26 protein-coding genes are annotated in these 22,628 nt (G+C 32.8%); 11 read left to right on the forward strand and 15 right to left on the reverse strand.

Annotated elements, in window-relative coordinates:
* Positions 1-83 precede the first annotated feature (83 nt).
* The 4 genes from rpmB to ftsY all read left to right on the forward strand — a co-directional run bounded on the left by rpmB (position 84) and on the right by ftsY (position 1,798).
* On the forward strand, positions 84-323 hold the full coding sequence (gene rpmB, locus QYS47_RS03265; RefSeq protein WP_302103280.1) for a 50S ribosomal protein L28: 240 nt from the start codon (positions 84-86) through the stop codon (positions 321-323).
* 28 nt (positions 324-351) lie between these two features.
* A complete protein-coding gene (rpmG, locus tag QYS47_RS03270; protein ID WP_302103281.1) occupies positions 352-534 on the forward strand; it encodes a 50S ribosomal protein L33 in 183 nt (60 codons plus the stop codon).
* Between the two features lie 2 nt (positions 535-536).
* Positions 537-686, forward strand: coding sequence for a DUF4295 domain-containing protein (locus tag QYS47_RS03275; RefSeq protein ID WP_302127935.1), 150 nt, complete (start codon positions 537-539; stop codon positions 684-686).
* 152 nt (positions 687-838) lie between these two features.
* The gene (ftsY, locus tag QYS47_RS03280) at positions 839-1,798 is read left to right on the forward strand and encodes a signal recognition particle-docking protein FtsY (RefSeq protein ID WP_322347709.1); all 960 of its coding nucleotides are present in this window, start codon (positions 839-841) and stop codon (positions 1,796-1,798) included.
* Here the strand turns inward: ftsY and QYS47_RS03285 are convergent.
* Together QYS47_RS03285 and QYS47_RS03290 are read right to left on the reverse strand one after the other, a co-directional pair.
* On the reverse strand, positions 1,795-2,526 hold the full coding sequence (locus QYS47_RS03285; protein WP_322347710.1) for a DUF6048 family protein: 732 nt from the start codon (positions 2,524-2,526) through the stop codon (positions 1,795-1,797). The two genes, ftsY and QYS47_RS03285, sit on opposite strands and share 4 nt — an antisense overlap.
* The gene (locus QYS47_RS03290; RefSeq protein WP_322347711.1) at positions 2,495-2,956 is read right to left on the reverse strand and encodes a DUF6452 family protein; all 462 of its coding nucleotides are present in this window, start codon (positions 2,954-2,956) and stop codon (positions 2,495-2,497) included. Before QYS47_RS03290 ends, QYS47_RS03285 begins: the two co-directional genes overlap by 32 nt.
* A gap of 214 nt (positions 2,957-3,170) precedes the next feature.
* Here QYS47_RS03290 and rimO point away from each other — a divergent pair, with 214 nt between their 5' ends.
* From rimO to QYS47_RS03310, 4 genes are all read left to right on the forward strand, one after another.
* Positions 3,171-4,481 (forward strand): 30S ribosomal protein S12 methylthiotransferase RimO, encoded by a 1,311-nt coding sequence (gene rimO, locus QYS47_RS03295; protein ID WP_322347712.1) that lies wholly within the window; start codon positions 3,171-3,173, stop codon positions 4,479-4,481.
* A gap of 11 nt (positions 4,482-4,492) precedes the next feature.
* Positions 4,493-6,058: a bacillithiol biosynthesis cysteine-adding enzyme BshC gene (bshC, locus tag QYS47_RS03300; RefSeq protein WP_322347713.1), complete on the forward strand. Its 1,566-nt coding sequence runs from the start codon at positions 4,493-4,495 to the stop codon at positions 6,056-6,058.
* Positions 6,051-6,626, forward strand: a complete 576-nt coding sequence (locus QYS47_RS03305) for a 5-formyltetrahydrofolate cyclo-ligase (RefSeq protein ID WP_322347714.1) — start codon at positions 6,051-6,053, stop codon at positions 6,624-6,626. Before bshC ends, QYS47_RS03305 begins: the two co-directional genes overlap by 8 nt.
* Before the next feature lie 91 nt (positions 6,627-6,717).
* Positions 6,718-6,939, forward strand: coding sequence for a hypothetical protein (locus QYS47_RS03310; protein WP_308357793.1), 222 nt, complete (start codon positions 6,718-6,720; stop codon positions 6,937-6,939).
* A 2-nt stretch (positions 6,940-6,941) separates the two neighbouring features.
* On the opposite strand, the gene QYS47_RS03315 is transcribed toward QYS47_RS03310, so the two are convergent.
* The 9 genes from QYS47_RS03315 to QYS47_RS03355 all read right to left on the reverse strand — a co-directional run bounded on the left by QYS47_RS03315 (position 6,942) and on the right by QYS47_RS03355 (position 15,728).
* Positions 6,942-7,997 (reverse strand): potassium channel family protein, encoded by a 1,056-nt coding sequence (locus QYS47_RS03315; RefSeq protein WP_308357792.1) that lies wholly within the window; start codon positions 7,995-7,997, stop codon positions 6,942-6,944.
* Between the two features lie 2 nt (positions 7,998-7,999).
* Positions 8,000-10,255: a tetratricopeptide repeat protein gene (locus tag QYS47_RS03320; RefSeq protein WP_322347715.1), complete on the reverse strand. Its 2,256-nt coding sequence runs from the start codon at positions 10,253-10,255 to the stop codon at positions 8,000-8,002.
* Between the two features lie 215 nt (positions 10,256-10,470).
* Entirely contained in the window at positions 10,471-11,061 is a 591-nt protein-coding gene (gene coaE, locus QYS47_RS03325; RefSeq protein ID WP_308357790.1) for a dephospho-CoA kinase, read from the reverse strand.
* Complete coding sequence (locus tag QYS47_RS03330) at positions 11,058-12,035, reverse strand: hypothetical protein (RefSeq protein ID WP_308357789.1); 978 nt, start codon at positions 12,033-12,035, stop codon at positions 11,058-11,060. The genes coaE and QYS47_RS03330 overlap by 4 nt, the downstream gene beginning before the upstream one ends.
* Before the next feature lie 4 nt (positions 12,036-12,039).
* Positions 12,040-12,357: a preprotein translocase subunit YajC gene (gene yajC / locus QYS47_RS03335; protein ID WP_308357788.1), complete on the reverse strand. Its 318-nt coding sequence runs from the start codon at positions 12,355-12,357 to the stop codon at positions 12,040-12,042.
* A gap of 6 nt (positions 12,358-12,363) precedes the next feature.
* Complete coding sequence (locus QYS47_RS03340) at positions 12,364-12,930, reverse strand: DUF1573 domain-containing protein (RefSeq protein ID WP_322347716.1); 567 nt, start codon at positions 12,928-12,930, stop codon at positions 12,364-12,366.
* A 28-nt stretch (positions 12,931-12,958) separates the two neighbouring features.
* Positions 12,959-13,264, reverse strand: coding sequence for a YtxH domain-containing protein (locus QYS47_RS03345; protein WP_308357786.1), 306 nt, complete (start codon positions 13,262-13,264; stop codon positions 12,959-12,961).
* A 95-nt stretch (positions 13,265-13,359) separates the two neighbouring features.
* A complete protein-coding gene (gene nusB / locus QYS47_RS03350) occupies positions 13,360-14,541 on the reverse strand; it encodes a transcription antitermination factor NusB (RefSeq protein WP_322347717.1) in 1,182 nt (393 codons plus the stop codon).
* Positions 14,542-14,624: 83 nt separating this feature from the next.
* A complete protein-coding gene (locus QYS47_RS03355; RefSeq protein WP_322347718.1) occupies positions 14,625-15,728 on the reverse strand; it encodes a Glu/Leu/Phe/Val family dehydrogenase in 1,104 nt (367 codons plus the stop codon).
* A gap of 374 nt (positions 15,729-16,102) precedes the next feature.
* Between QYS47_RS03355 and QYS47_RS03360 the strand changes: the two genes are divergently transcribed.
* Together QYS47_RS03360 and QYS47_RS03365 are read left to right on the forward strand one after the other, a co-directional pair.
* On the forward strand, positions 16,103-17,884 hold the full coding sequence (locus QYS47_RS03360; RefSeq protein WP_308357783.1) for an ABC transporter ATP-binding protein: 1,782 nt from the start codon (positions 16,103-16,105) through the stop codon (positions 17,882-17,884).
* A 49-nt stretch (positions 17,885-17,933) separates the two neighbouring features.
* Entirely contained in the window at positions 17,934-18,389 is a 456-nt protein-coding gene (locus QYS47_RS03365) for a Fur family transcriptional regulator (protein WP_302103299.1), read from the forward strand.
* On the opposite strand, the gene QYS47_RS03370 is transcribed toward QYS47_RS03365, so the two are convergent.
* From QYS47_RS03370 to QYS47_RS03385, 4 genes are all read right to left on the reverse strand, one after another.
* Positions 18,386-18,775, reverse strand: a complete 390-nt coding sequence (locus QYS47_RS03370; protein ID WP_308357782.1) for a hypothetical protein — start codon at positions 18,773-18,775, stop codon at positions 18,386-18,388. The genes QYS47_RS03365 and QYS47_RS03370 overlap by 4 nt on opposite strands.
* 109 nt (positions 18,776-18,884) lie before the next feature.
* Entirely contained in the window at positions 18,885-19,571 is a 687-nt protein-coding gene (locus QYS47_RS03375; protein ID WP_322347719.1) for an ABC transporter ATP-binding protein, read from the reverse strand.
* 70 nt (positions 19,572-19,641) lie between these two features.
* Positions 19,642-20,664: an iron ABC transporter permease gene (locus tag QYS47_RS03380; RefSeq protein WP_322347720.1), complete on the reverse strand. Its 1,023-nt coding sequence runs from the start codon at positions 20,662-20,664 to the stop codon at positions 19,642-19,644.
* Positions 20,661-21,776 (reverse strand): ABC transporter substrate-binding protein, encoded by a 1,116-nt coding sequence (locus QYS47_RS03385; protein WP_322347721.1) that lies wholly within the window; start codon positions 21,774-21,776, stop codon positions 20,661-20,663. Before QYS47_RS03385 ends, QYS47_RS03380 begins: the two co-directional genes overlap by 4 nt.
* Positions 21,777-21,894: 118 nt before the next feature.
* Here QYS47_RS03385 and QYS47_RS03390 point away from each other — a divergent pair, with 118 nt between their 5' ends.
* Positions 21,895-22,602: a 2-phosphosulfolactate phosphatase gene (locus QYS47_RS03390; RefSeq protein ID WP_308357779.1), complete on the forward strand. Its 708-nt coding sequence runs from the start codon at positions 21,895-21,897 to the stop codon at positions 22,600-22,602.
* The last annotated feature ends 26 nt before the right edge of the window (positions 22,603-22,628 follow it).

A 22,628-nucleotide genomic window follows, 5' to 3' on the forward strand; every position in this document is an offset into this window, starting at 1 on the left:
TAAGGTAAGGTTTGTGATTATCAAAATATTGCCGATATTTGCAGACCAATTTGAAATCGACAACAAAAATAATTTAAATAGATATGGCACGAGTTTGTCAAATTACCGGAAAGAGACCTCAGGTGGGAAATAATGTTTCTCACTCCAACAATAAAACCAAAAGAAGATTCTTGCCAAACTTGCAGAAGAAAAGGTTTTACATTCCTGAGGAGGATAAGTGGATCACGTTAAAAGTGTCAGCTAGCGCAATCAGAACCATTAACAAAAATGGTATCACTTCAGTTTTGAAGAAGGCACGTGAAAACGGTAATGTATTAGTATAATTTTCTATTGCTCAAAATTTAAAGCACAATGGCTAAGAAAGGAAATAGAGTCCAAGTAATATTAGAATGTACAGAGCATAAAGAAACTGGTGCTCCAGGTACTTCTCGTTACATCACGACTAAAAACAGAAAAAACACAACAGAAAGATTGGAGTTGAAAAAATATAACCCGATCTTAAAGAAATATACTGTTCACAAAGAAATTAAGTAATCATGGCTAAGAAAGTAGTTGCAACTTTAAAAGATAAAGACGCTAAAGGTTACGCTAAAGTAATCAAAGCAGTAAAGTCTAAAAACGGAGGTTATTCATTCCGTGAAGAAATGGTACCTTTGGATATGGCCAAAGAGGCACTTAAAAAATAATTGTAGTTTTTAAGGTTAAAATTGATTTAAGTCCCTCATTAGGGACTTTTTTTGTTTATACCCTTTTACAACTATTCTTTTATATACTTTAGGTCAATATTTTCGTATTATTGTAAGCGGTTAAATAGCCCCGCATCTATAACATAAGTGGTATGAGTATTTTCAAAATTTTTTCCAAAGAGAAAAAAGAATCTTTAGACAAAGGTTTAGAGAAAACAAAAGAGAGTTTTTTTACTAAACTAGGACGTTCAGTTGTCGGTAAATCCCAAGTGGATGAAGATGTATTGGATGAATTGGAGGAAATTTTAATTAGCTCAGATCTTGGCGTTAATACCACTGTTAAGATTATTGATCGTATTGAAGAAAGAGTAGCTCGCGATAAATATTTGGGTACTGATGAATTAGATAAAATTCTAAGAGAAGAAATAGCGGGTCTTTTGGAAGAAAATAATACGGAAGATTTAAAAGATTTTTCTTTACCTCAAAATATTAAAAAGCCTTATGTTTTATTAGTGGTAGGGGTTAACGGGGTAGGTAAAACTACAACGATTGGGAAGCTTGCTGCTCAATATAAAAACCAAGGTAAAAAGGTAGTTTTAGGAGCTGCAGATACCTTTAGAGCGGCTGCTGTAGATCAGCTAAAAATGTGGGGAGACAGAATTGGTGTGCCAGTTGTTTCCCATGGTATGAATACAGATCCTGCATCCGTAGCATTTGATGCAGTTAAACAAGGAGTTGCAGAGGAGGCTGATATCGTAATCATCGATACTGCTGGAAGGTTACATACAAAAGTGAATTTAATGAACGAATTATCTAAGATTAAAAGGGTAATTCAAAAGTTCGTTAGTGAAGCACCACATGAAGTTTTATTGGTATTGGATGGCTCAACTGGCCAAAATGCCATGATCCAAGCTCGTGAATTTACGAAAGCTACAGAAGTAACAGCATTAGCCATCACAAAACTGGATGGAACCGCAAAAGGAGGTGTAGTAATAGGGATCTCTGAAGAATTCAAAATTCCAGTAAAATATATAGGTGTAGGCGAGAAAGTGGAAGATCTTCAAGTGTTTAATAAAATGGAGTTCGTGGATTCATTCTTTAAAAGAGTTTAACGAGGTTTTTCCATTAATTTTTTCTCTTTCCATTTAATTCTGTATACTAGGTAGTAATTGAAAGTCCAGCGATTATCAAACTCTGCTCGGCCGAAACCTGGTATATCGTAAGTTCGGAATTGGTCCGCATTTACAATTCTTCGATTAAGCTGTATTCTGAAGTTATACCCCATATAAAGGTTTTTCAAAATCATTACTCGTAACCCAGCAGTCATTTCAATCCAGCTTGCCTTAACATTTTTATTGGTTAAGCTTTCTTCATATAATCCGTAAAAAGGATTAGTGATATTGGTAATTAAAGTCTCAGAAAAATTAGATTTAGCATATCTTAAGCCGAATGTTAAAGTGTTATGGTCTGGGTCATATTGTAAGAAGTCAGCTTCTAAACCAATTCTGTAATAACTCCCTTCATTGCTGTAAGTAAATTCCTCACCGCTGTTTTGATATTCGTTGATCCCATATGATCCTACCAAATAAATTCTGTGAAAGTCGATGTCTCCTTGAAATTCGTAACGTGTACGTTTATCACCAAAAGCATTGACTCCTAAAGCAACCAAATCCGTTCCCACTCTTAGGCCCGTTGGGATATAAAAGGATTTAGGAACTTTTGGCTTCTGGATTTTAGCAAGTTCTTTTTTTACAGAATCAGATTCCTGTTCTGTAGCTTCTTGAGCAAAAACTGCAACGCTCAAAAAACTAAAAAATATAAAGCTTAATATTAGGCGCATTTACAGTTCTTTTTAAAGTATCATTTACAATTACTAATGAATCGAATGTTTGGAAAGTAGTATCCATACCTACAAACTCTAAGTCAATGCCACATTCAGGAGAGTCAACAGCATTTCTTGTTTCATAATTGAATTCAATGCTATCCACAAACGGGCCATAATAAAAATAAAAACTGGTTTGATTTGAACCTGGATTAAGTGGAAGTTCAAAAATACTTAAGGTATCACTTTGAAAAAATGTGCTGTCGGATTCAGGGCTAACAATACTATCGAAAATAACCTGAACTTGTTCTTCTTCACCTTCTTTGATTGTAAAGGTTTGAAAAGTAACAAAATCAACATTTAAGGTATTGCAGTTGCTATCTACATCACAAGCAAAAATGCTGAATATAAGTGCTATTAGAATGCTTTTCTTGATCATTGACTTCATTGGCCTGCAAAGATATTCAATATTCTGACAAGCTAAACCCAATATTAGATAATTGCGTGCAATTCATCACATATGAAAACAATTCCTCTAATAATTGATTAACTTTGCATCTTTAAATTTAACCTATTTTAAAATTACTTCTTTGGAATACTAGATGAAACAAATTTTAAGCCAAAGAGTAATTTTTTGGGTACAATATTAAAGAGGAGAAATTTTGAAGACGAAAGGATTAAAGAAAGATAAGGTAAATGTAGTCACATTAGGCTGCTCAAAAAACTTAGTAGATTCTGAGGTAATGATTACCCAGCTTAGGGGTAACGATATAGATGTGTCACATGAATCCGAAAAGGATGATTCTAATATTATAGTAGTAAATACCTGTGGATTCATAGATAATGCAAAGCAGGAATCAATAGATACTATTTTACGATATGCTGACGCCAAGGAAGAAGGCCTAATTGAGAAATTATATGTGACCGGCTGCCTTTCACAACGCTACAGAGACGATTTAGAAAAGGAAATTCCACAAGTTGATGCCTTTTTTGGTACTATGGAATTGCCTTTATTACTCAAAAAATTCAAGGCGGATTATAAACATGAATTAGTGGGGGAAAGAATTACCACTACAGCTAACCATTTTGCCTACATGAAAATAGCGGAAGGTTGTGATAGACCTTGTTCTTTCTGTGCAATACCATTAATGCGTGGAAAACATGTTTCTCGACCAATTGAAGAGCTAGTAAAAGAGGCTCAAAATATGGCTAGAAATGGCACTAAAGAAATATTACTAATAGCTCAAGATTCTACCTACTATGGTTTAGATATCTACAAGAAAAGAAATTTGGCTGAATTGCTTCGCCAACTATCTGATGTGGAAGGCATAGAATGGATAAGATTACATTATGCATTCCCAACTGGTTTCCCGGAAGATATTCTAGATGTAATGGCTGAGAGAGATAATATCTGTAATTATTTAGATATGCCGCTTCAGCATGGTTCTACCAAAATGCTGAAGGCAATGAGAAGAGGGACAACCCGCGAGAAGCAAGAAGCATTAATTGAAAAAATAAGAGAGAAAGTTCCAAATATTGCATTAAGAACTACTTTAATAACAGGCCATCCTGGTGAAACGGAAGAAGATTTTCAGGAATTAATGGATTTTGTAAGAAATACAAGATTCGATCGCTTAGGTGTTTTTCCATATTCTCATGAAGAAAATACGCATGCATTTAGTTTTGAAGATGATGTTCCGGATGAAATTAAACAAGAAAGAGCGGATGCCGTAATGGAATTACAGACTCAAATTTCTGAGGAGCTTAATCAAGCTAAAATAGGAAAGTCATTCAAAGTGTTAGTGGATAGAAAAGAGGGTGGGTTTTTTGTTGGAAGAACTGAACATGATTCACCTGAAGTAGATAATGAAGTATTGATTGATGCAACGGAAAGCTATGCACGAATTGGTGATTTTGTAAAAGTGGAAATTACCGATGCTACAGAGTTTGACTTATATGGTAAATTGAAATAATAATATTTAATATGAAGGTAGGCTGTATTGATTTTTTTGAAACTGGACTTTTTGCGCCAATTTTTAATGATTTTATTAAGCAAAAAGAAGAATTAAAAAGTTTTTACCACCGCTACCCAAATGTTGAATCATTTCAAGCTCAAATAGATGAAAAATCTGAGAGCTCTGTCAATAGAGATAAATTAGTCGAGGTTTTAGAAAAACAATATCAGACTGTTGAACAGCTTGAGGAGTTAGTACAGGATAACATTAAGAGTTTATCTGATTCAAAAACTTTCACCTTGACTACCGGACATCAGTTGAATGTATTTACAGGGCCATTATATTTCCACTTTAAGATAATTACGGTTATTAATGCTTGTAAGCAATTAAAGGCAAAATATCCGGATTATAATTTTGTACCAGTCTATTGGATGGCTTCTGAAGATCATGATTTAGATGAAATCAAATCTATTCAAATTGAAGGGAAGAAATACAAATGGAATACTGAGCAGACTGGTGCCGTTGGCAGAATGGCAACTGATGGTCTGCCCGAACTAGCAAAAGAAATTGCTGGAGAAGGAAGTATTTTTGATAAAGCGTATTCCAATGCTGAAAACTTAGCAGATGCTGTTCGAGCGTATGTAAATGCTATTTATGGTAAATACGGATTGGTAGTAGTAGATGCAGATGATCATGATTTAAAATCTGAATTCAAGCATGTTATCGAAGATGATGTTATAAAAAATACTGCTAATCAATTAGTGGAAGAGCGTTCTCAAGCTCTAGATAATATTGGGTATAAAACACAATCTTTTCCTAGAGAGATTAATTTCTTTTATCTCAAAGATGGAGTTAGAGAAAGAATAGTGAAAGAGGAGGGTGTTTATAAAGTACTAGAAACGGATATTCAATTTAGTGAAACTGAAATAAAAGCAGAGATTGATCAGTACCCTGAGCGATTTAGCCCCAATGTTATTTTAAGACCATTATACCAGGAGTGTATCCTTCCTAATTTAGCCTATACTGGAGGTCCCGCAGAAGTAGCTTATTGGCTTCAATTGAAACCAGTTTTTGAGTACTTTAAAGTTCCTTTCCCAATATTATTGCCTAGAAATTTTGGGATGATTATACCAAATGTAATACGTCATAAAATTAAAAAGTTAAAATTGGCAGATGTTGATTTGTTTACTGAAAGGGAGGAGTTGAAGAAGCAAATCACAAAAAGAATCACTTCTGTAAAATTAAATTTAAATGACGAGCGTCAGAAATTAAAACATTTACTGGCAGATATTAAGCAGTTTGCTGGAGATGTAGATATTACCTTGTCTCAAATGACAGAAGCTGAGACTGAAAAAATCAGCAACTCAATTGATAAGATTGAGAAGAAAATGATGGCAGCAGAAAAGCGCAAGCATGCTGATAAAATGAGGCAAACCGATGAAGTGAAGGATTATTTATTTCCTTCAAATGGTTTACAAGAAAGAAAAGAGAACTTTCTCCCGTTCTTCAAAGCCGACTCTCAATTTATTAAAGGATTGTTAAAGGCTTTTGATCCATTTAATTTGCAATTCCATATAATGAGATGGGATGGATAAAAAAACGCTTCGAAAAGTTTATTTAGAGAAAAGGAAATTTTTGAGTGAAGCAGAATATGAAAGAAGAAATATTTTGCTCTATGGTCAATTGGTAGATTTATTTAATGAACATCCATTTAAGAGTGTGCATACTTTTATCCCAATTGTTAAAAATAATGAACCAGATGTATTTCAGTTCATACAGTATTTATGGACTAAAAAACCACAAATCAATACCATCACTAGCATTACAGATTTAAATAGCACGAAATTACATCATTTTCAGATAGATAATACTACTACTTTTATAACGAATGAATGGGGAATCCCTGAACCTCAAGATTGCAATCAGTTTTCATTGAAAGATATTGATTGTGTATTGGTTCCCATGATTATTGGAACTAAAAGTGGACATAGAATAGGTTACGGTAAAGGATATTACGATAGATTTTTAAGCCAATGTAGTGCCAATACTAAATTTATCGGAATCAATCTTGGGCCACTTTTGGAAGGTGAAAAATTCATAAATCAATATGATGTTCCAATGGATTATATGATCACTCCTTTTGAGCGATTAAAAATCAATTGATTTTCATATTATAGAATTACTATTTCAACCCGATTTCTCAAATAAATTGAAACTTTAAAAAATTGTCTTAGTTCATAGGAATGAAAATTTAATGAGTAATTATAGAATGTCAATATCAATTGAAACTGTAAGGGTCGGGAAAGATTATTATCTGGTGAACTTTGGAGAAGTTCATGAATTTACGGTGACTAAGGCTACAGGATATAAAGATTTTGAATGTAAAGATTTAAATACGCTTGAAGCCTTTAATTTAAGTGAATTAACTGCCTACGGTAAAGGAAAGGATTTTGAATTCTACGAGTTAGAAGTATAGATTTAAACACCTTCCTCTAAATTAAAAACTCTTTTTATACTTCTCTGAGTTTTCTGATTCATCAGCATTATTAAATAATCACCAGTTCGTATTTTGAAATTATCAGCTGGATTTTTGTAAGCTGTTCTTTTTCCTTCTTCCACTCTTACCAAGCCCATAAGGATCACATTCTCATTTTTCTTCAATTCAAAAAACACTTTATTGTACTCCTGGCCGTTATAGGGGTTTTTTTCAAGCACTTTAAACTGCTTCATATCATACTCTTCATCGTTGGTAGGATAGGCCAAAATCTCTTCAGAATACAGCGCTACATCGGGCTCAAACATATAGCTTGCTAGCAGCCTGCTTGCAATTTCATTACGTGAAATGGCATGAGTTACTCCAGCACTTATGAATGTTTGCTTAAGATTCGAGTTTTCAAGTGTTACTATGAAGTTTAAGCCTGAGTATTCCTTTTTAAGATTTAGTATGTATACTAATTTTTCAGTATCATCCTCTAGGTTTATAAAAACTGTATTTGACTTCTGAATATTTACCTTTTCTAGTAATTCAAAATTTTCGTAATCAGAGTATAATACAAACAGGTTTTTGTTTTGATAAAGCTCCTTAAGTAGGTCAATGTTGTCTCTATTCCTGGTAACAATAGCTACTTTTCTTCCTGCTTTTATTAATTGATCGATAACGGTTTTACCAAAATGTGTCCAACCAATTACTACTATATGATCTTCAAAATTTGTTCCGTACATACCCAGTTTTTTATGTTCTTTAATATTTGCCATAATGGTTGAGATTTGACCAATTAATAGACCGTATACTCCTAAACTCAAAAATATTAGAATATAACCAATTGCTCTTCCGCCAGTTGAGGTGGGAACCATATCACCATAGCCAACAGTAGTTAAAGTGACAATTGAGTACCAAAATGCATCTGATAATGTCTCAATTTCCCCTTCCTCAGAGCGTAACTCAAATTCTAATAGATTAAATACTAGGAATAAGAAAATTGCTAAGAAGGCAATCAGATAATAGATAAGTCTTTTATAACTTCTAAAGCTCATTGTTATAGTTTAAGCCCAATCACTAATATATCATCAGTTTGTGGTGTGCTTCCTCTCCAATTTATAAATTCTTTTTCAATTAATGATTCTTGTTCATAAATCGGCTTTTGAGCAATCTTCTCAAGTAATAAACGAAAATTACTTTTCATATATTTCTTATTCCTGCTTCCGCCAAATTGATCTTGATATCCATCTGAGCTTAAATAAATGATATCTCCCTCATTATATTTAATTTCCTTTTTTGTAAAATCTTTTTCAGAAAGTTGTGTGCTTCCAACGCTATTTCGATCTGGTTCTATAATTGTAATATCTGAATTTTGATACAAATACAAAGGAATTTTGGTACCTGTAAATTCTAAGGTTTTCTTTTTTTGATCAATCATCAATAGGCCTATGTCTAATCCATCCGTATTAGAGCTGTTGATGTTTTCCTGATGAAGATTTTGCTGTATTTTTTGGTCTAAGAGTGATACAATTAAGTCAGGTGAAGTAATTCCGGTTTCAATCACAATTTGATTCAACAATGAATTAGCTAAAACTGTCATAAATGCACCAGGCACTCCATGACCTGTACAATCTACCAAAGCAACAGCGACCTTGTTTTCAATTTTTGTGTACCAATAAAAATCTCCACTTACGATATCTCTAGCTCTATAAAATATGAATGATTCTGGAAAAGACTCCTTTATGGTTTGTACTTGAGGTAATAATGAATCTTGAATCTGCTTTGCGTAATTGATGCTGTCTGTAATCTGTCTATTTTGTATACTAAGTTTATGACTGGTCTCTGCTAATTCTTCTTTCTGACTTTCAATTTCTTCTTTTTGTTCCTGGATTGCACTGTTCTGTTCTCTTAAGGCTTGGTTGGTTCTATTTTTAATTTTATTTCTACTGTATAAAATGATGATGAGAATAATTAATAAGACAAGACCAATACCTAATGCCGCTATGAAAAATGTTCTCTGTTCGGCTCTGAGTTCTTTAATGGCATTATCTTTTTTTAACAGATCAATTTCTTGCTCTTTCTGGTCGATTTTATAAATAGCCTCTATTTCCGCAATAGATTTAATGTTTTCAGCTTTATATTTTCTTTCAGATTCAAGCATATAAAGCTTCATATAGATAAGAGCATTGTTTTTATCTCCCATTTCATCATAAATTTTTGAGAGATCCTGATAGCAATCCTTAAGTATTGGAGTTGAATTAATTTTTTGAGCTATACTAATACTATTTTTTATAACGCTAACTGATTTCTGATACTCAGATCTTGATGTGAAAACCTCACCTTTTTCAATACCTATTCTTGCTAGTAGTTCCGGCATATTTTGTGATGCTGCTAAAACCTGAGCTTTGTTTAAGTAGCTTAAAGCTTCATCAAATTGCTTATTGATTACATATATTTTGCCGATATCAAAGAAAGAGTATGCTAGACCGATTTTATCTTGGCTTACTGAATCGATCTGCATAGCGTTTTGGAAGTTCTGTAGTGCTTTTTCAGTCTCACCTATTACTAGAAAGTAATTGCCAATATTGCTGTAAGTTGTGGCTATATTATAGGGTTGAGCATTTTTTTCGGCTAATTTTAATGCCTTAAATAAATACTCTTCAGCTTTTTTATAGGAGCCTAACTCTTGGTATATAAGTCCAATAGAGTTCATGGTCACCTCTTTACCTTTTACCATCTTAAGCTCTTCCTTAATTTTTAGGGATTGAACACAATGCTGGATAGCAAGATTATACTGCTCCATATAAGTGTATATATCACACATAAGTGAAAGAAGGTTAGACTGCAGCTCTTTATTATTAGTTTGATATGCTAAATCTAAGGCAGACTCTGCAAAACTTAGTGAAGTTTTATAACGATCGAAGAAAAAGTAAATGTTGGCTAATGATGCTGCGGCTTTTGATGCTCCAATAGCATTTTCTCTATTTTTAAAAATTTCGTATGCAGAAAGAAAATATTTTTCTGTCTGATTAGATTCATCTACGATATAATAGTAGTCACCTAGATAATATTGTGCCCAAGCAAAACTATTTGTAGAAGAATCCCCGTCTGATAAAGTAATAAGTTCTTCAGCATAAAGCCGCATGGAATTAGGATCTGATGTTCTATATTCTTCACATAGACTTATTAATACATTTATTTTATCGGGTTTATTTAAATTAGATGTAAGGAGATTTTCTAAACTATCGATATTTTGAGACGATAGCGAATGGGCAAATAATAAGAATATTATGATGGGGAAATAAGCTTTCATAAAAAGATAAATATAACAATAATACTCTTATTAGAATATATATAGTACTAACTATTGTTTTAAGATTATCTAAAAAGGCGAGTTTAATACTAGTGAATATATTGCCCTATATCTCTTTCAATATTTTCTATGATTTAGCATTAAATTTAAGAACTCTCAACTAAATAATCAGAGCTTCTAAGGTAGAAGTGAGGAATATTTTGTGGATGCTTTTATTATAAGTTTACTAATTCCTCATGTAGTTTTATTACTTGCAGAATCACAGATCTACTTTCATCATTATAAATGATATGGTCAGCTAAGTTTAATCTTTTTTGATCAGAGAATTGTTTGTTCATGATGGATAGAACACTTTCTTTAGTGCGTTGTGGGTCTCTTTTTAGAGTTCGTTCTATCCTTAATTCCTGATTGGCGTGTACATTTATAGTAGCATCTAATTGTTTATATGAACCTGTTTCATATAATAGAGCTGCTTCTTTCAATACATAAGCTTTATCGGAATGCTTGTCACACCAATATTCAAAGTCTTTTGCTACTGCAGGGTGAACTAAACCATTTAAGGTTTTTAATTTTTTATCATCATTAAATACGGCTTTACTTAAATATTCTCTATTTAATTCACCATTGTTTAAATACGCTTCATTGCCAAAGTTTATAACAATCAGTTTTTTGAGTTCAGGGTCATTTGATTGTAGCCATTTGGCCCTATAATCTGCAGGATAATTCGGAACCCCTAAAAGATTAAAGACTTCACATATCAAGCTTTTACCTGCTCCAATTCCCCCTGTGATGCCTATTTTTTTCATGGCTTTTCGTATTGAAGCTTGATGCTATCAATAGTTATTTTTTTATCCTTAAGAATTTGCGGTAAGGATAGAATTATAGGTTTAGTCACGCTGTCTTTTTGACTAATTTGTTCATAATCCACAGCGAGTCTAATACTATCTAAATTGTAGTTTCCAGCTAATTCTTCCTGAATTTGGAATGAAATTCTTGCTAAACTATCATTAAAAATATAGGCATTTGAATCTTCAGGAGCATTGATCTTTTCAAACGGTAGCATTAATTCCTGTTGGATAAATTTTGACACCCTAAATTGAACATTAATCTCAACCGGATTACGATTTACTAAACTTGAACCAAAGGTTGGTAAGTAAATGTCCTCATCATATTCCGATGAGATATTCTCTTCTTCTATTTCTATTTTTAGCTCTGAAGGAACATTTTTAATAAATCTTTCAGGCCCGGTAAATATTGCGGAGTCGTGTGATTTATTAATAGCAGAGGTTATTCTGTAGTCTTGGGCCAATGATATTGTAGTACTATCAATAAACAATTTTGCTTTGGCAGATCTTAAAGAATCAATTTCAATATTTAGAGTATCGGTTTCAATAAAATTTAATTGCACTTCAGTCATTTGGTCTGCAATTAAAGAATAAAGTGAGCTACCTAAAATATATTTCTGGTTTACAGGGTCTTCTAGTGGAACTTCTACTGGCTCAATTGTAAACCAAAATGTCTTTCTTAATAGATTCCATCCGCCTCCGTTCACATTAATGCTTACTCTTTGTGGTAATTCTTCAACCACCACTAAAGATGAATCTTGATAGGTGAACTTTATGGGGTAACTTATTCTGGTTGAATAATTATCATTTAGCGCATTGAAAAACCAAAAAGTGGTAGCTGTGACAAAGCACAGAACTACCACTTTTATAGTATCATTTGATTGAGGTAATAATAGATTACTCAACCAATCCCATATGTTTTCAAATTGCTTCAATAAATTATTTTTCTTGAAGTTTTTTACTTTGTTCTAATGATACGGCTGATTTTTCGAAAACCATTTTTGTACCCTTATCTACTTCTAAAACAATCTTATCTTCTTCTACTTGGTACACTTTTCCGTGTAAACCACCTATCGTGACAACTGCATCACCTTTCTTAATTTCAGATATAAATTTCTTCTGATCCTTTTGCTTTTTCTGCTGCGGACGAATCATGAAGAAGTAAAAAACTAAGATTATACCACCAAATAATAATAATTGGCTCATCCATGCATTGTCGCCACCTGTTGTAGCTTGCGCTAAAATTAATTGTATCATTAAATATTATTGTTTTACGGGTCCTGCACTTGAATTGTCAGCCTTAGGCTCAACAAATGCTTTAATTGTAATATTGTTAGTAGCAGGCCAAGTGTTAGCTGTAATTCTAACTACTTTGTTATCCTGATTCTTTTTACCTCTAGAGTTATACTTTACTTCAATTTCACCTTCTTCTCCTGGAGCAATTGGCTCATTTTTAGGGTAAGATGGAACAGTACAACCGCATGATGAAGTAGCATTTGAAATAATTAAAGGTGCTTCACCCGTATTTTTGAATTTAAATACTTTGGTTACAACATCACCTTCAGTAATTGTTCCGAAGTCGTGCGTTTTTTCAGTGAATTCCATTACAGGTAATGGTCCATCGGGTTTTTGGTTAGGAGTAGAAGTAGAAGCTTGTGTTGTATTTTGAGATGCTGTTTTAACAGCAGTACTGTTAGCAGCGGTTCCTCCATTTCCTTCTAAAGCAGCTACTCTTCTTTCCAGGTCAGTAACACGCTTTTCTAAATCGCCATTACAAGCGCCTAGCGTTAATAATCCTACTGCCACAATTGCATATACTAAACTTTTCATAGTTAAGAATTATATTTATTAGTTGAACTTATTTTTCTTCTTTGTTTTTAATTTGACCCAATAATGCGTCAACATCAGTTAATAATTGTTCTGCTTTTTGTTTAGCTGAATTTACTACTTTCTCCCCATCGCTACGTGCACTGCTTAGTCCTAAATCTTCACCTTCAGAAATATCATTTAATAAATCCTCTAGCATTTCTTTATATTTTCCTAAGCGGTAGCTTAACTTATCTCTTGTATTCTCACCGGTATCAGGAGCGTATAAAATTCCTACTATAGCGCCTGCTGCTGCACCGGCTAAAAATGCGAATAGATTGCTTCCTCCTTTACTCATAATTTTTTCCTTTAGCTGTAAATATACTGCACATTAAAAATGATTCAAATGTACATTAAAAGTTTTTTGAATTTTACGCAAATAGACCAATCAAGTTATTTGTTGTCGATTAAACCTCTCCCACTTTTCTTGATTTTACCTTCCTTTTCAAAGCTTGCTGAGATTTTATCTAATAATCCGTTTACAAATTGTTTACTTTTTTGCGTACTGTAATTTTTAGAAAGCTCAATATACTCATTAATCGTCACTTTTACAGGGATGCTTGGGAAATTCAACATTTCACTCACTGCCATTTTTAAAATAATCATATCTACTACGGCAATTCTATCCGATGCCCAGTTTTTAGCAAAATCTGACACTACTTTTTCATATTCACTTTCATGAGTTATGGTTTGTTGATATAAATCTTTAAAGAATTCGCTATCATCTTCCCAGTTAGCAGAAAGCTCAATTAATTCAATATGTTGTGTCATTTCATCAAACGACTTAATGCTCTTTTTTAACATCGATTTAAGAGCGGATTTATTTTCTTCCCAATAAAGGTCACGCTCAGCCATAAAGTTTGTAATGGCTTCACTTTTTAAAATTAGCTGTCTTGATATCTGGTTTAGAACCTCTACATCATCTTCAAAACTAGGATCATTTTTTAAAGTGTACTCTTTATAAAAATCTGTCTTCTTCAATTGATCTCTGTACCACTCTTGGACATCCAGCCTATCTTCTTCCCAAGTGATGTTGAAACGAGTAAACTCATTTTGCAAAGCATCATTTTCTTTCATGATTTTGATGGCCTTGTTATTATAAAGATTCAACTCACTTTCAAATACTTGTTTCCCACTATCGGCTAATCTTTTCTGCCTTTTTTCTACATCTTCTTTTGCTAAATCTGCAAATTCAATTAAAAGCTTTAGGGATAGATAGTAGTTTTCTAAAAGTTTGTTTACAGCTTCAAGCATATCCTTTTTAATAAAAGAGATATCCTTTTTTACATTAGTTTGAAATAAATCGATGGCATCACTAACTGCTGAACGAATTTCAGGATTGCTATCCTGCTCTTCTTTAATTTGATTAGATTGGTAGTTTGCCTTGAAAATTTTCTTTGCCGTTTTTGCATTTTGTTTCAAAAGCGATTTGTCTTGCACTTCCATTGAGTTTAAATCTGGAGTGAAGATTTCATCTATGTGGTCCAGCGCTAATTCAAAATTGGCATCTTCACATTTTTGAACTGCATATAGCGCTTGCATAACTTTAATTCGTAATGACCTTCTGTTCAGCATAAATCAGTAATAAAAAGAACGATAAAATAATAAAATAGGGAAGGCAGCATTCCACCTTCCCTGCAAAAATAATAATTCAATAATTAGTATGCTAATTTCACTTTGCCCATATCTGCCATTCGCTTGTCAGCAATTTCAATAGCAGCTTGGTGTGAAGTTTTGCCTTCAGCTTCGGCTTTATTCAAAATCTCTAATGATTTATCATAAATTTTTTCTGTTTGCTCTAGTGCTAAAGGCTTATTATAGTTTTTCATTAATTCAGGGAAGATGTTAATAATACCGCCAGCATTCACTAAGAAGTCAGGAGCGTAAAATATTCCATTTTCCTGTAAAAGCTTGCCATGCTTCTTTTCGTCCGCTAATTGGTTGTTAGCAGCTCCAACGATAACATTTGCTTTTAATCTTGCTATAGTATCATCATTGATCGTTGCTCCCATTGCGCATGGAGCGTAAATATCGGCATCAACATCATAAATTTCATCTGGCTTCACAACAGTTACTTTGTGTTTATCCGTAACTCTTTTAATGTTACTTTCATTAATATCAGTAATTGTAACTTTTGCACCATCTTCAATTAGGTGATCAACCAAATAGTGTCCTACCTGACCTACTCCTTGAACAGATATTTTCTTACCTTCAAGACTATCGCTTCCATAAGCTTTATTAACAGTAGCTTTTAAGCCCATGTAAACTCCATATGCAGTAACAGGTGAAGGATCACCACTACCATTCATTGATTCAGGTAATCCCATTACATATTTTGTTTCATATGATAAGTGAACCATATCAGCAGTACTCATATTCATATCTTCGGCAGTTATATATCTACCACCTAAGCTATCAACAAATCTCCCGAATCTTCTTAAGAAAGCTTCGTTTTTTAATTTTTTAGGGTCACCTATAATTACAGCTTTTCCGCCACCTAAATTAAGACCAGAAATAGCAGCTTTATACGTCATCCCTCTAGATAATCGGAGTACATCAATTAAAGCCTCCTGATCATTTTGGTAAGTCCACATTCTGGTACCCCCTAAAGCAGGACCTAAAATAGTATTATGAATAGCAATGATTGCTTTAAGGCCAGTAGGCTCATCATAGCAATAAACAACTTGCTCATGTCCCATATCAGCTATTGTATTAAAAGCTGAAAATTTATCCTGGGCTTCTTGATTTTTTAATTCTACCATCTTGGAATTAATTTAAAAATGTCTTTAGTCGTTTCTGTATCTCTTTTAGAGAAATTGTGTGCAAAAATAACTTTTATTTCTCTGCAAATCAATGTGCAGAGATTCTTGTAAATCCAACATTATTAGAGGTTTAATTTGTTTTAGTAAAATTATGAGTTGTAATACTGGTTTTTAGTAATATTAAATATTGTTATGCGGGCTAATTCAATATTTATTAAAGGAATATTGAGAGGTAAATATTTTTGAAAGAAGGAGATTTATTAATCTGAATAAATTCAAACCAATAGGAAGCTTATATATTTGTAATTCTAAATTCATCATTTTAGATGGGAAATTGTTTTGAACCATCTACCTGATCAAACGTTGATATTTTCGTGAAAGAATTAAAACACCTCAATAAATATTTAATAAAGTATAAAACCCTACTGATTTTAGGCATATTGTTTATGATAGTGTCTAATTTTTTTGCTGTGTTTCCTGCTCAGGTTGTGCGCTATGCCTTTAACTTAGTGAAGGAAAATATTGAAATGTATCGCATGTTCGAAAATTTCAATTTGCAGGATAACTACTACGAAATTTTTGCATCTGCTATTCTGATTTATGGGGGTATTATTTTGCTTTTAGCTTTAGGAAGAGGTTTTTTTCTATTCCTTGTTCGTCAGACCATTATTGTAATGTCTCGCCATATAGAGTACGATCTTAAAAATGAAATTTATAATCATTACCAAAAACTTCCTTTAAGTTTTTACAGAAGAAATAATACAGGAGATATCATGAACCGAATATCTGAGGATGTAAGTAAGGTGAGAATGTACTTAGGGCCTGCTATCATGTATTCGGTGAATTTGATTACACTTTTTTGTATTGTTATTCCAATCATGTTTTCAGTTAATGCCACTTTAACATGGTATTCATTAATTCCTCTACCATTCTTGTCCGTTAGTATTTATTTTGTGAATAATCTTATTAATAAAAGATCAGAAGAGATACAACGAAGCCAGTCACAACTTTCAACTTTAGTTCAAGAAGCATTTTCAGGAATCAGAGTATTAAAATCTTTTGTTAGAGAAGATGATTCGATAAATAATTTTAGTAAAGAGACTAATAACTATAAACACAAAGCGCTGAAATTAACATTTATTCAAGCCTTATTCTTTCCATTGATTATGGGAATGGTTGGTTTAAGCGTGATTTTGGTTGTGTATATAGGTGGGGTTGAGGTGATGAATGGAGCAATTAGTGCAGGTAATATTGCTGAATTTATTATTTATGTAAACCTTCTCACCTGGCCAGTAACCTCAGTAGGGTGGGTTACTAGTATTATTCAAAGAGCTGCTGCTTCTCAAAAAAGAGTGAATGAATTTTTGGATACCAAAACAGAAATTGTATCTAAGAAAAATATCGAAAAAGAAATTGTTGGAGATATCGTATTTGATAAGGTAAGTTTCACCTATCCTGATAGCGGTATTAAGGCATTGAAAGAGGTTAGTTTCTCGGTAAAGAAAGGAGAAACTTTGGCCGTTATTGGTACTACGGGCTCTGGAAAAAGTACGATTGCAAATCTAATTACCAGAATGTATGATCCTACATCAGGAAATATTAATATAGATGAAATTCCTATTGAAGATTATAAGGTTGAGACATTAAGAGGACAAATCGGTTATGTTCCCCAAGATGTATTTTTATTCTCAGATTCTATTAGAAACAACATCGCATTTGGTAGTGTAGAGCTATCTGAAGAGCAGATGTTGAAAGCATCTAAAGATGCTGATTTACATAACAACATTCTTGATTTTCCTAAAGGCTATGATACTGAATTAGGAGAGAGGGGAATTACACTTTCAGGCGGTCAGAAGCAAAGAGTGTCCATTGCAAGAGCCATTGCCCGAGATCCTAAAATCATGATTTTGGATGATGCTTTATCAGCAGTTGATACTAAAACGGAAAACGCTATTCTGAATGCGCTTAAGAAAATAATGGAAAAACGTACTAGCGTTATTATTTCTCATCGAGTTAGTTCTGCAAAATTAGCTAACTACATTATTGTTTTAGATGATGGTGTTATAGTTGAGCAAGGAACTGAACAGGAATTACTATCGCAAGAAGGGCCTTACAAAGAGCTATATCAAAAACAATTACAAGGCGAATCAGTATAATCTTGATAAAGCAAACTTATTGCGTTTGTTTGAATTCATTTAAAAATTCATGATATTTGAGGAAGAAGATTTTGAGATGGAGATTACAATAAAACCAGAAAACATACTGAGATCAAATGGCTTGCGGAAAACACAAATCCGCTTAGAAATGCTTCAAATTTTTATGAATTCGAATCATGCTTTATCAGTAAATGATCTGGAGCGTGATTTAAAATCAAGCCATGATAGGGTTACTATCTATAGAGCCTTAAATTCATTTGAGGAAAATGGGATTTTACATCAAACACCAGATCCAAATGGTAATATGCGCTATGCAATGTGTTCAGATAGTTGTCCTGAACATACTCATCAAGACAAACATGCTCATTTTATTTGCGAAAAATGTCAGCAAACGTATTGTTTGGAAGATGTGAAAATTCCAGATGTGGAGTTAGAGAATGGTTATCAGCTTAATAGTATTACTTACACTATGAATGGAATTTGCAAAGAATGTCAGCTTAATTAATGTTCATCTAATAACCAATTAATAGCTTCGTCTTTGTCTTGAAAAGTTTTAAAATCAAAACCTCTTTTTCTACAGATTGAAGCCCAGAAGCTACCTATTTCCTCAGTTCTAGGGTTGATTATTGCAGCCATTTTCACTTCTTTGAAATCAGTTAATTTTAGTTCAAAAACCTTCAAAAGATTGAATGCTTCATTATGTGGTAGCTTGAAAATGGTAAGTTGATAGTCTAATAGAATCAATTTTTTCTTAGAGCTTTGTATAGCATTATGTATTTTCTCTGCATTTTGTAAAACTGCTCCAAATTCAGTTCTCTCCCCTTGGCTGATTATATGCAGATAATGCTTTTCTTCACTTATTTTAATACTTCTTTTAAAAAAATTGGCCACAGTTGAATTGATAGTTTATAAAGCAAAATTATAGATAATTTCAGAGAATTTTGTCTAAATCCACTAATGAACTTACTAAAAACTAGTTTTTTAGTCAAAAAAATGACCCTTAATGGTAATTTAATTTATGGATGTAAGGAAATTCTTTTTCAATTTCACCAGATTCTTTCAATGATTTTGGGCTACCTGAGATAATATTTTCACCACATCTCGCGAGCCAAATTTCATCGGCTATTCCAATGGCAGTTTCCACTTGATGAGTGCTGATTAGGATAGTTTTTTGAGTTTGGTTGACTAAATTTCTTAATAGTTCTAATGTAGTATATCGGTTATTTGCATCCAGATGTACTGTGGGTTCATCTAAAAGCATAAGCTGTCCGTCCTGTGATAGTGCTCTAGCAATCATTGCCTTTTGTAGCTGTCCATCACTAATTTCTGAAATGTTAGCATCTTGCAAATAAGATATGTTACAAAGCTCAATGGCTTCCTCTACCTTTTCAATATCTTTTATGTTTAGTTTTCCAGTCCAGTTGGTAAATGGATATCTCCCCATTTTCACTAAATCAAGTACACTTAAATTACTGGCCTTAATAGGATCAGTTAATACTATACTGACAATTTGAGCAAATTCTTTTGGTTTATAAGAATTGATATTTTTTTGGAGTAATGAGATTTGCCCCGCTAAGGGATCTTGAAGATTTGCTATAGTTCTTATCAATGTACTTTTACCTACGCCATTAGCTCCAAGTAATGCAATGAATTTACCCTTCTCAATTTTTAGGTTAAGGTTTTGCATTAAGCTATTGTTTGATTTACCATTACGGTATCCAATAGATAAATTTTCAGTTTGCAGTATGTATTTTAAATCAACCAAAATTTCTACTCATATTTTTTCTTCTTACAATAAGCCATATTACAACAGGAGCTCCAAATAAGGAAGTAACAGCATTAATAGGTAAAACTAAATCTGAAAATGGAACTTGAGCGATCAAGTCACAAATCAGTAATAAACATGCACCTAAAAGTAAGGTAGCAGGTATTAAAACAAAATGATTAGAACTTCTGAATAAAATCCTGCTGATATGAGGAACGGCTAATCCTAAAAATGCTATGGGGCCACAAAATGCAGTTACAATCCCCGCTAATATACTAGTAGAGATAACTAAAAATAATCGGACATTTTTTATTCTTAACCCCATGCTTTGGGCATAATTTTCTCCCATAAGCAGTGCGTTTAAAGGCTTGGCTTGCCAATAGCCAATTGCTATTCCAATAAGTATAGTTGGGATAAATATTTTTAACTCTGACCAGCTTAAATTACCCGTTGTACCAAAGGTCCAGAACAGGAAATTTTGGATGTCCTCAGCAGTGCTGAAATATTGCATTACACTCACAATTGCTGAAGTAAATGCCCCAAACATTAAGCCTACTAAAAGTAATGACATGCTATCTTTTAGTCTGATGGAAACCAATACGACTAAAAGTAAAACGGAAAGTGAGCCTATTATAGAAGAAATAGTCATTCCCCAATAGGCTAAAGTGCCATTAACCCCTATTCCTAGGAGTACTAAAAATGCAACACCCAGACTGGCGCCAGAACTTATTCCTAATACAAAAGGTCCAGCTAATGGATTTCTAAACAAAGTTTGCATTTGTAAACCAGCAAATCCTAAAGCGGCTCCTGCGAAAATGGAGGTTAAACTTTTAGGTAGCCTGTAGGAATAAATAATATTATAAAATGCTTCGTTATCTGTGTTGTTTTGAAATATAATTGAGAACACATCAGCCAGTGAAATATTCACTGAGCCCAAACTTATAGATAGTAGGATTAGAACTATTAAGATCGGGATTATGAGCAATATTTTTTTATATGCTGGTTTTATTTTCAAGGATTCAATTTTTCAAAATATACGGTAGCAGTATCCTTTAAAACTTCAGGATGCATTAATTTTATGTAATCTTTTAGTACCCAATCAGCACGCATATAACCTGATTCTAAGAAATCATTTGCACCTGATTCAGTAACTCTCTTTGTGTATGAAAATACCTGTTCATTTTGAAAGGCTTCAAAAAGCGCATAATTTTCATTTGTATTTTCTAATTTTTTTAGACTAGTTAAAGATGCAGCACCAATCCAAATATCAGCTGATTGAGCAATATTCAAAACAGATTCAAAGCTTAATTCTAAACTGCCAGTTTCATTATTTTCTTTCCATAGGTAGTTTCCTGCAGCATCCTCAATAAATTTTGCAACATAGCTATTTCCTCCTGGCATATACCAAATATCACCATACATAATTCCAGTCATCACACTGGGTTTATTTTTTATGTTCTCGCTTAAGCTTTTTGCTGCTATATATTCTTGTTTGATATGATTAAATATACTATCTCCTTTTTGGTACTCATCAAAAAGAATTGAATTTAATTTTAACCATTCAGCTCTACCTAAAGGAGTGTTTTCTAAATAATCGGTATTTACAATTACGGATATTCCTGCTTTTTGCAAAGGTTTTAATTGCTCATAATTCCCACCAAAAGCATAGGCGGTAATTACATCAGGCTTCAATGAAATTGTTTTTTCAATATTGATTCCATTTTTCTGTCCTATATCTTGCAAATTTCCTTTTTCGGATAATTTTCTGAATTGCTTACTGTAGATTAAATCTAAGTTGGGGAAGCCTATCACACTTTCACTGTGGCCAATAGCTTCAATTGAAGGTAAATGAGATGTAGATAAACATGCTATTTTTTTAATAGGAATTTTGATGGCAGCATCAGCTTCGATAGATGGCTTTTCATTTTTATATAACACATAATTAAAAAAGTCTTTAGAACTAGGCTTTTTAACTTTTACCTGATAATAATCTTGAAATTCCTCAATACTTAAGGTTTGGCTGTACTCAGTAAGTTCTTTGCCTTTAGTTTGCTGCTGAATTTGTTTATTACTTTCACAGCTAAATAGGCTCATTAATAATATAAAAAGTGAAATTCTAATCTTCATTAAGGGCAAAAATAATCAAAATGATTCTATTGCCTATTCAATCTCATACTTATCCTATTTATAGCTCCGAATTCAAAATATTTTGCAATTTTTGCAATTCTAAAATTAGAAAGCTTGTATGAAAAATATAGATGTTTGTTTAACTCCTGAATTACTACATCAATATAATTTGGAGAATAAAATAGTGGTGGTGGTTGATATTCTACGTGCTACTTCTTGTATGGTAAGTGGATTCTCAAATGGAGTAACAGAAATCATTCCGGTTTCTACTTTAGAAGAATGTAAAGCATTACAAGAGAAAGGGTATTTAGCAGCTGCAGAGAGAAATGGAAGTAAAGCAGAAGGATTTGACCTTGGTAATTCTCCATTTGAATACCTTGATTCAAAAATGAAAGGTGAAAAAGTAGCGGTTACTACTACAAACGGAACCTTAGCAATTAACAAAAGCTTAGCAGCAAAAGAAATTTTAATTGGTGCATTTTTAAACCTAAACGCTCTAGTTGAGTATTTAAAAAATAAGGAAGAAGATATTATAATACTGTGTGCAGGTTGGAAGGGTAAATTTAATTTAGAAGATACTTTGTTTGCGGGAGCATTAGCTCACCAATTAAAAGAAGATTTTCAATTTGCTTGTGACGCGCCATTAGCCGCAGAAGCCATGTATCTCACAGCGAAAAAAGATATGATGAATTATATGAGAGATTCTTCTCACGCAAAAAGATTATCGAAATTAAATGTGGTAAAGGATATCGAATTTTGTGTTCAAGAAAGTATTTATGATATAATTCCATATTTAGATGGAAAATCATTAAGATTAAAAAAATAAAATCTGTAGTCATATAATCTTATTTA

This window comes from Marivirga arenosa, from assembly GCF_030503875.2.
Classification (GTDB): domain Bacteria; phylum Bacteroidota; class Bacteroidia; order Cytophagales; family Cyclobacteriaceae; genus Marivirga; species Marivirga arenosa.

Excerpts from the sequence above, each read along its gene's own strand:
- rpmB (WP_302103280.1), top strand. The coding sequence starts at position 84 with ATGGCACGAGTTTGTCAAATTACCGGAAAGAGACCTCAGGTGGGAAAT.
- rpmG (WP_302103281.1), top strand. The coding sequence starts at position 352 with ATGGCTAAGAAAGGAAATAGAGTCCAAGTAATATTAGAATGTACAGAG.
- QYS47_RS03275 (WP_302127935.1), top strand. The coding sequence starts at position 537 with ATGGCTAAGAAAGTAGTTGCAACTTTAAAAGATAAAGACGCTAAAGGT.
- ftsY (WP_322347709.1), top strand. The coding sequence starts at position 839 with ATGAGTATTTTCAAAATTTTTTCCAAAGAGAAAAAAGAATCTTTAGAC.
- QYS47_RS03285 (WP_322347710.1), bottom strand. The coding sequence starts at position 2,526 with ATGCGCCTAATATTAAGCTTTATATTTTTTAGTTTTTTGAGCGTTGCA.
- QYS47_RS03290 (WP_322347711.1), bottom strand. The coding sequence starts at position 2,956 with ATGAAGTCAATGATCAAGAAAAGCATTCTAATAGCACTTATATTCAGC.
- bshC (WP_322347713.1), top strand. The coding sequence starts at position 4,493 with ATGAAGGTAGGCTGTATTGATTTTTTTGAAACTGGACTTTTTGCGCCA.
- QYS47_RS03305 (WP_322347714.1), top strand. The coding sequence starts at position 6,051 with ATGGATAAAAAAACGCTTCGAAAAGTTTATTTAGAGAAAAGGAAATTT.
- QYS47_RS03310 (WP_308357793.1), top strand. The coding sequence starts at position 6,718 with ATGAGTAATTATAGAATGTCAATATCAATTGAAACTGTAAGGGTCGGG.
- QYS47_RS03315 (WP_308357792.1), bottom strand. The coding sequence starts at position 7,997 with ATGAGCTTTAGAAGTTATAAAAGACTTATCTATTATCTGATTGCCTTC.
- QYS47_RS03320 (WP_322347715.1), bottom strand. The coding sequence starts at position 10,255 with ATGAAAGCTTATTTCCCCATCATAATATTCTTATTATTTGCCCATTCG.
- coaE (WP_308357790.1), bottom strand. The coding sequence starts at position 11,061 with ATGAAAAAAATAGGCATCACAGGGGGAATTGGAGCAGGTAAAAGCTTG.
- yajC (WP_308357788.1), bottom strand. The coding sequence starts at position 12,357 with ATGATACAATTAATTTTAGCGCAAGCTACAACAGGTGGCGACAATGCA.
- QYS47_RS03340 (WP_322347716.1), bottom strand. The coding sequence starts at position 12,930 with ATGAAAAGTTTAGTATATGCAATTGTGGCAGTAGGATTATTAACGCTA.
- QYS47_RS03345 (WP_308357786.1), bottom strand. The coding sequence starts at position 13,264 with ATGAGTAAAGGAGGAAGCAATCTATTCGCATTTTTAGCCGGTGCAGCA.
- nusB (WP_322347717.1), bottom strand. The coding sequence starts at position 14,541 with ATGCTGAACAGAAGGTCATTACGAATTAAAGTTATGCAAGCGCTATAT.
- QYS47_RS03355 (WP_322347718.1), bottom strand. The coding sequence starts at position 15,728 with ATGGTAGAATTAAAAAATCAAGAAGCCCAGGATAAATTTTCAGCTTTT.
- QYS47_RS03365 (WP_302103299.1), top strand. The coding sequence starts at position 17,934 with ATGATATTTGAGGAAGAAGATTTTGAGATGGAGATTACAATAAAACCA.
- QYS47_RS03375 (WP_322347719.1), bottom strand. The coding sequence starts at position 19,571 with ATGCAAAACCTTAACCTAAAAATTGAGAAGGGTAAATTCATTGCATTA.
- QYS47_RS03385 (WP_322347721.1), bottom strand. The coding sequence starts at position 21,776 with ATGAAGATTAGAATTTCACTTTTTATATTATTAATGAGCCTATTTAGC.
- QYS47_RS03390 (WP_308357779.1), top strand. The coding sequence starts at position 21,895 with ATGAAAAATATAGATGTTTGTTTAACTCCTGAATTACTACATCAATAT.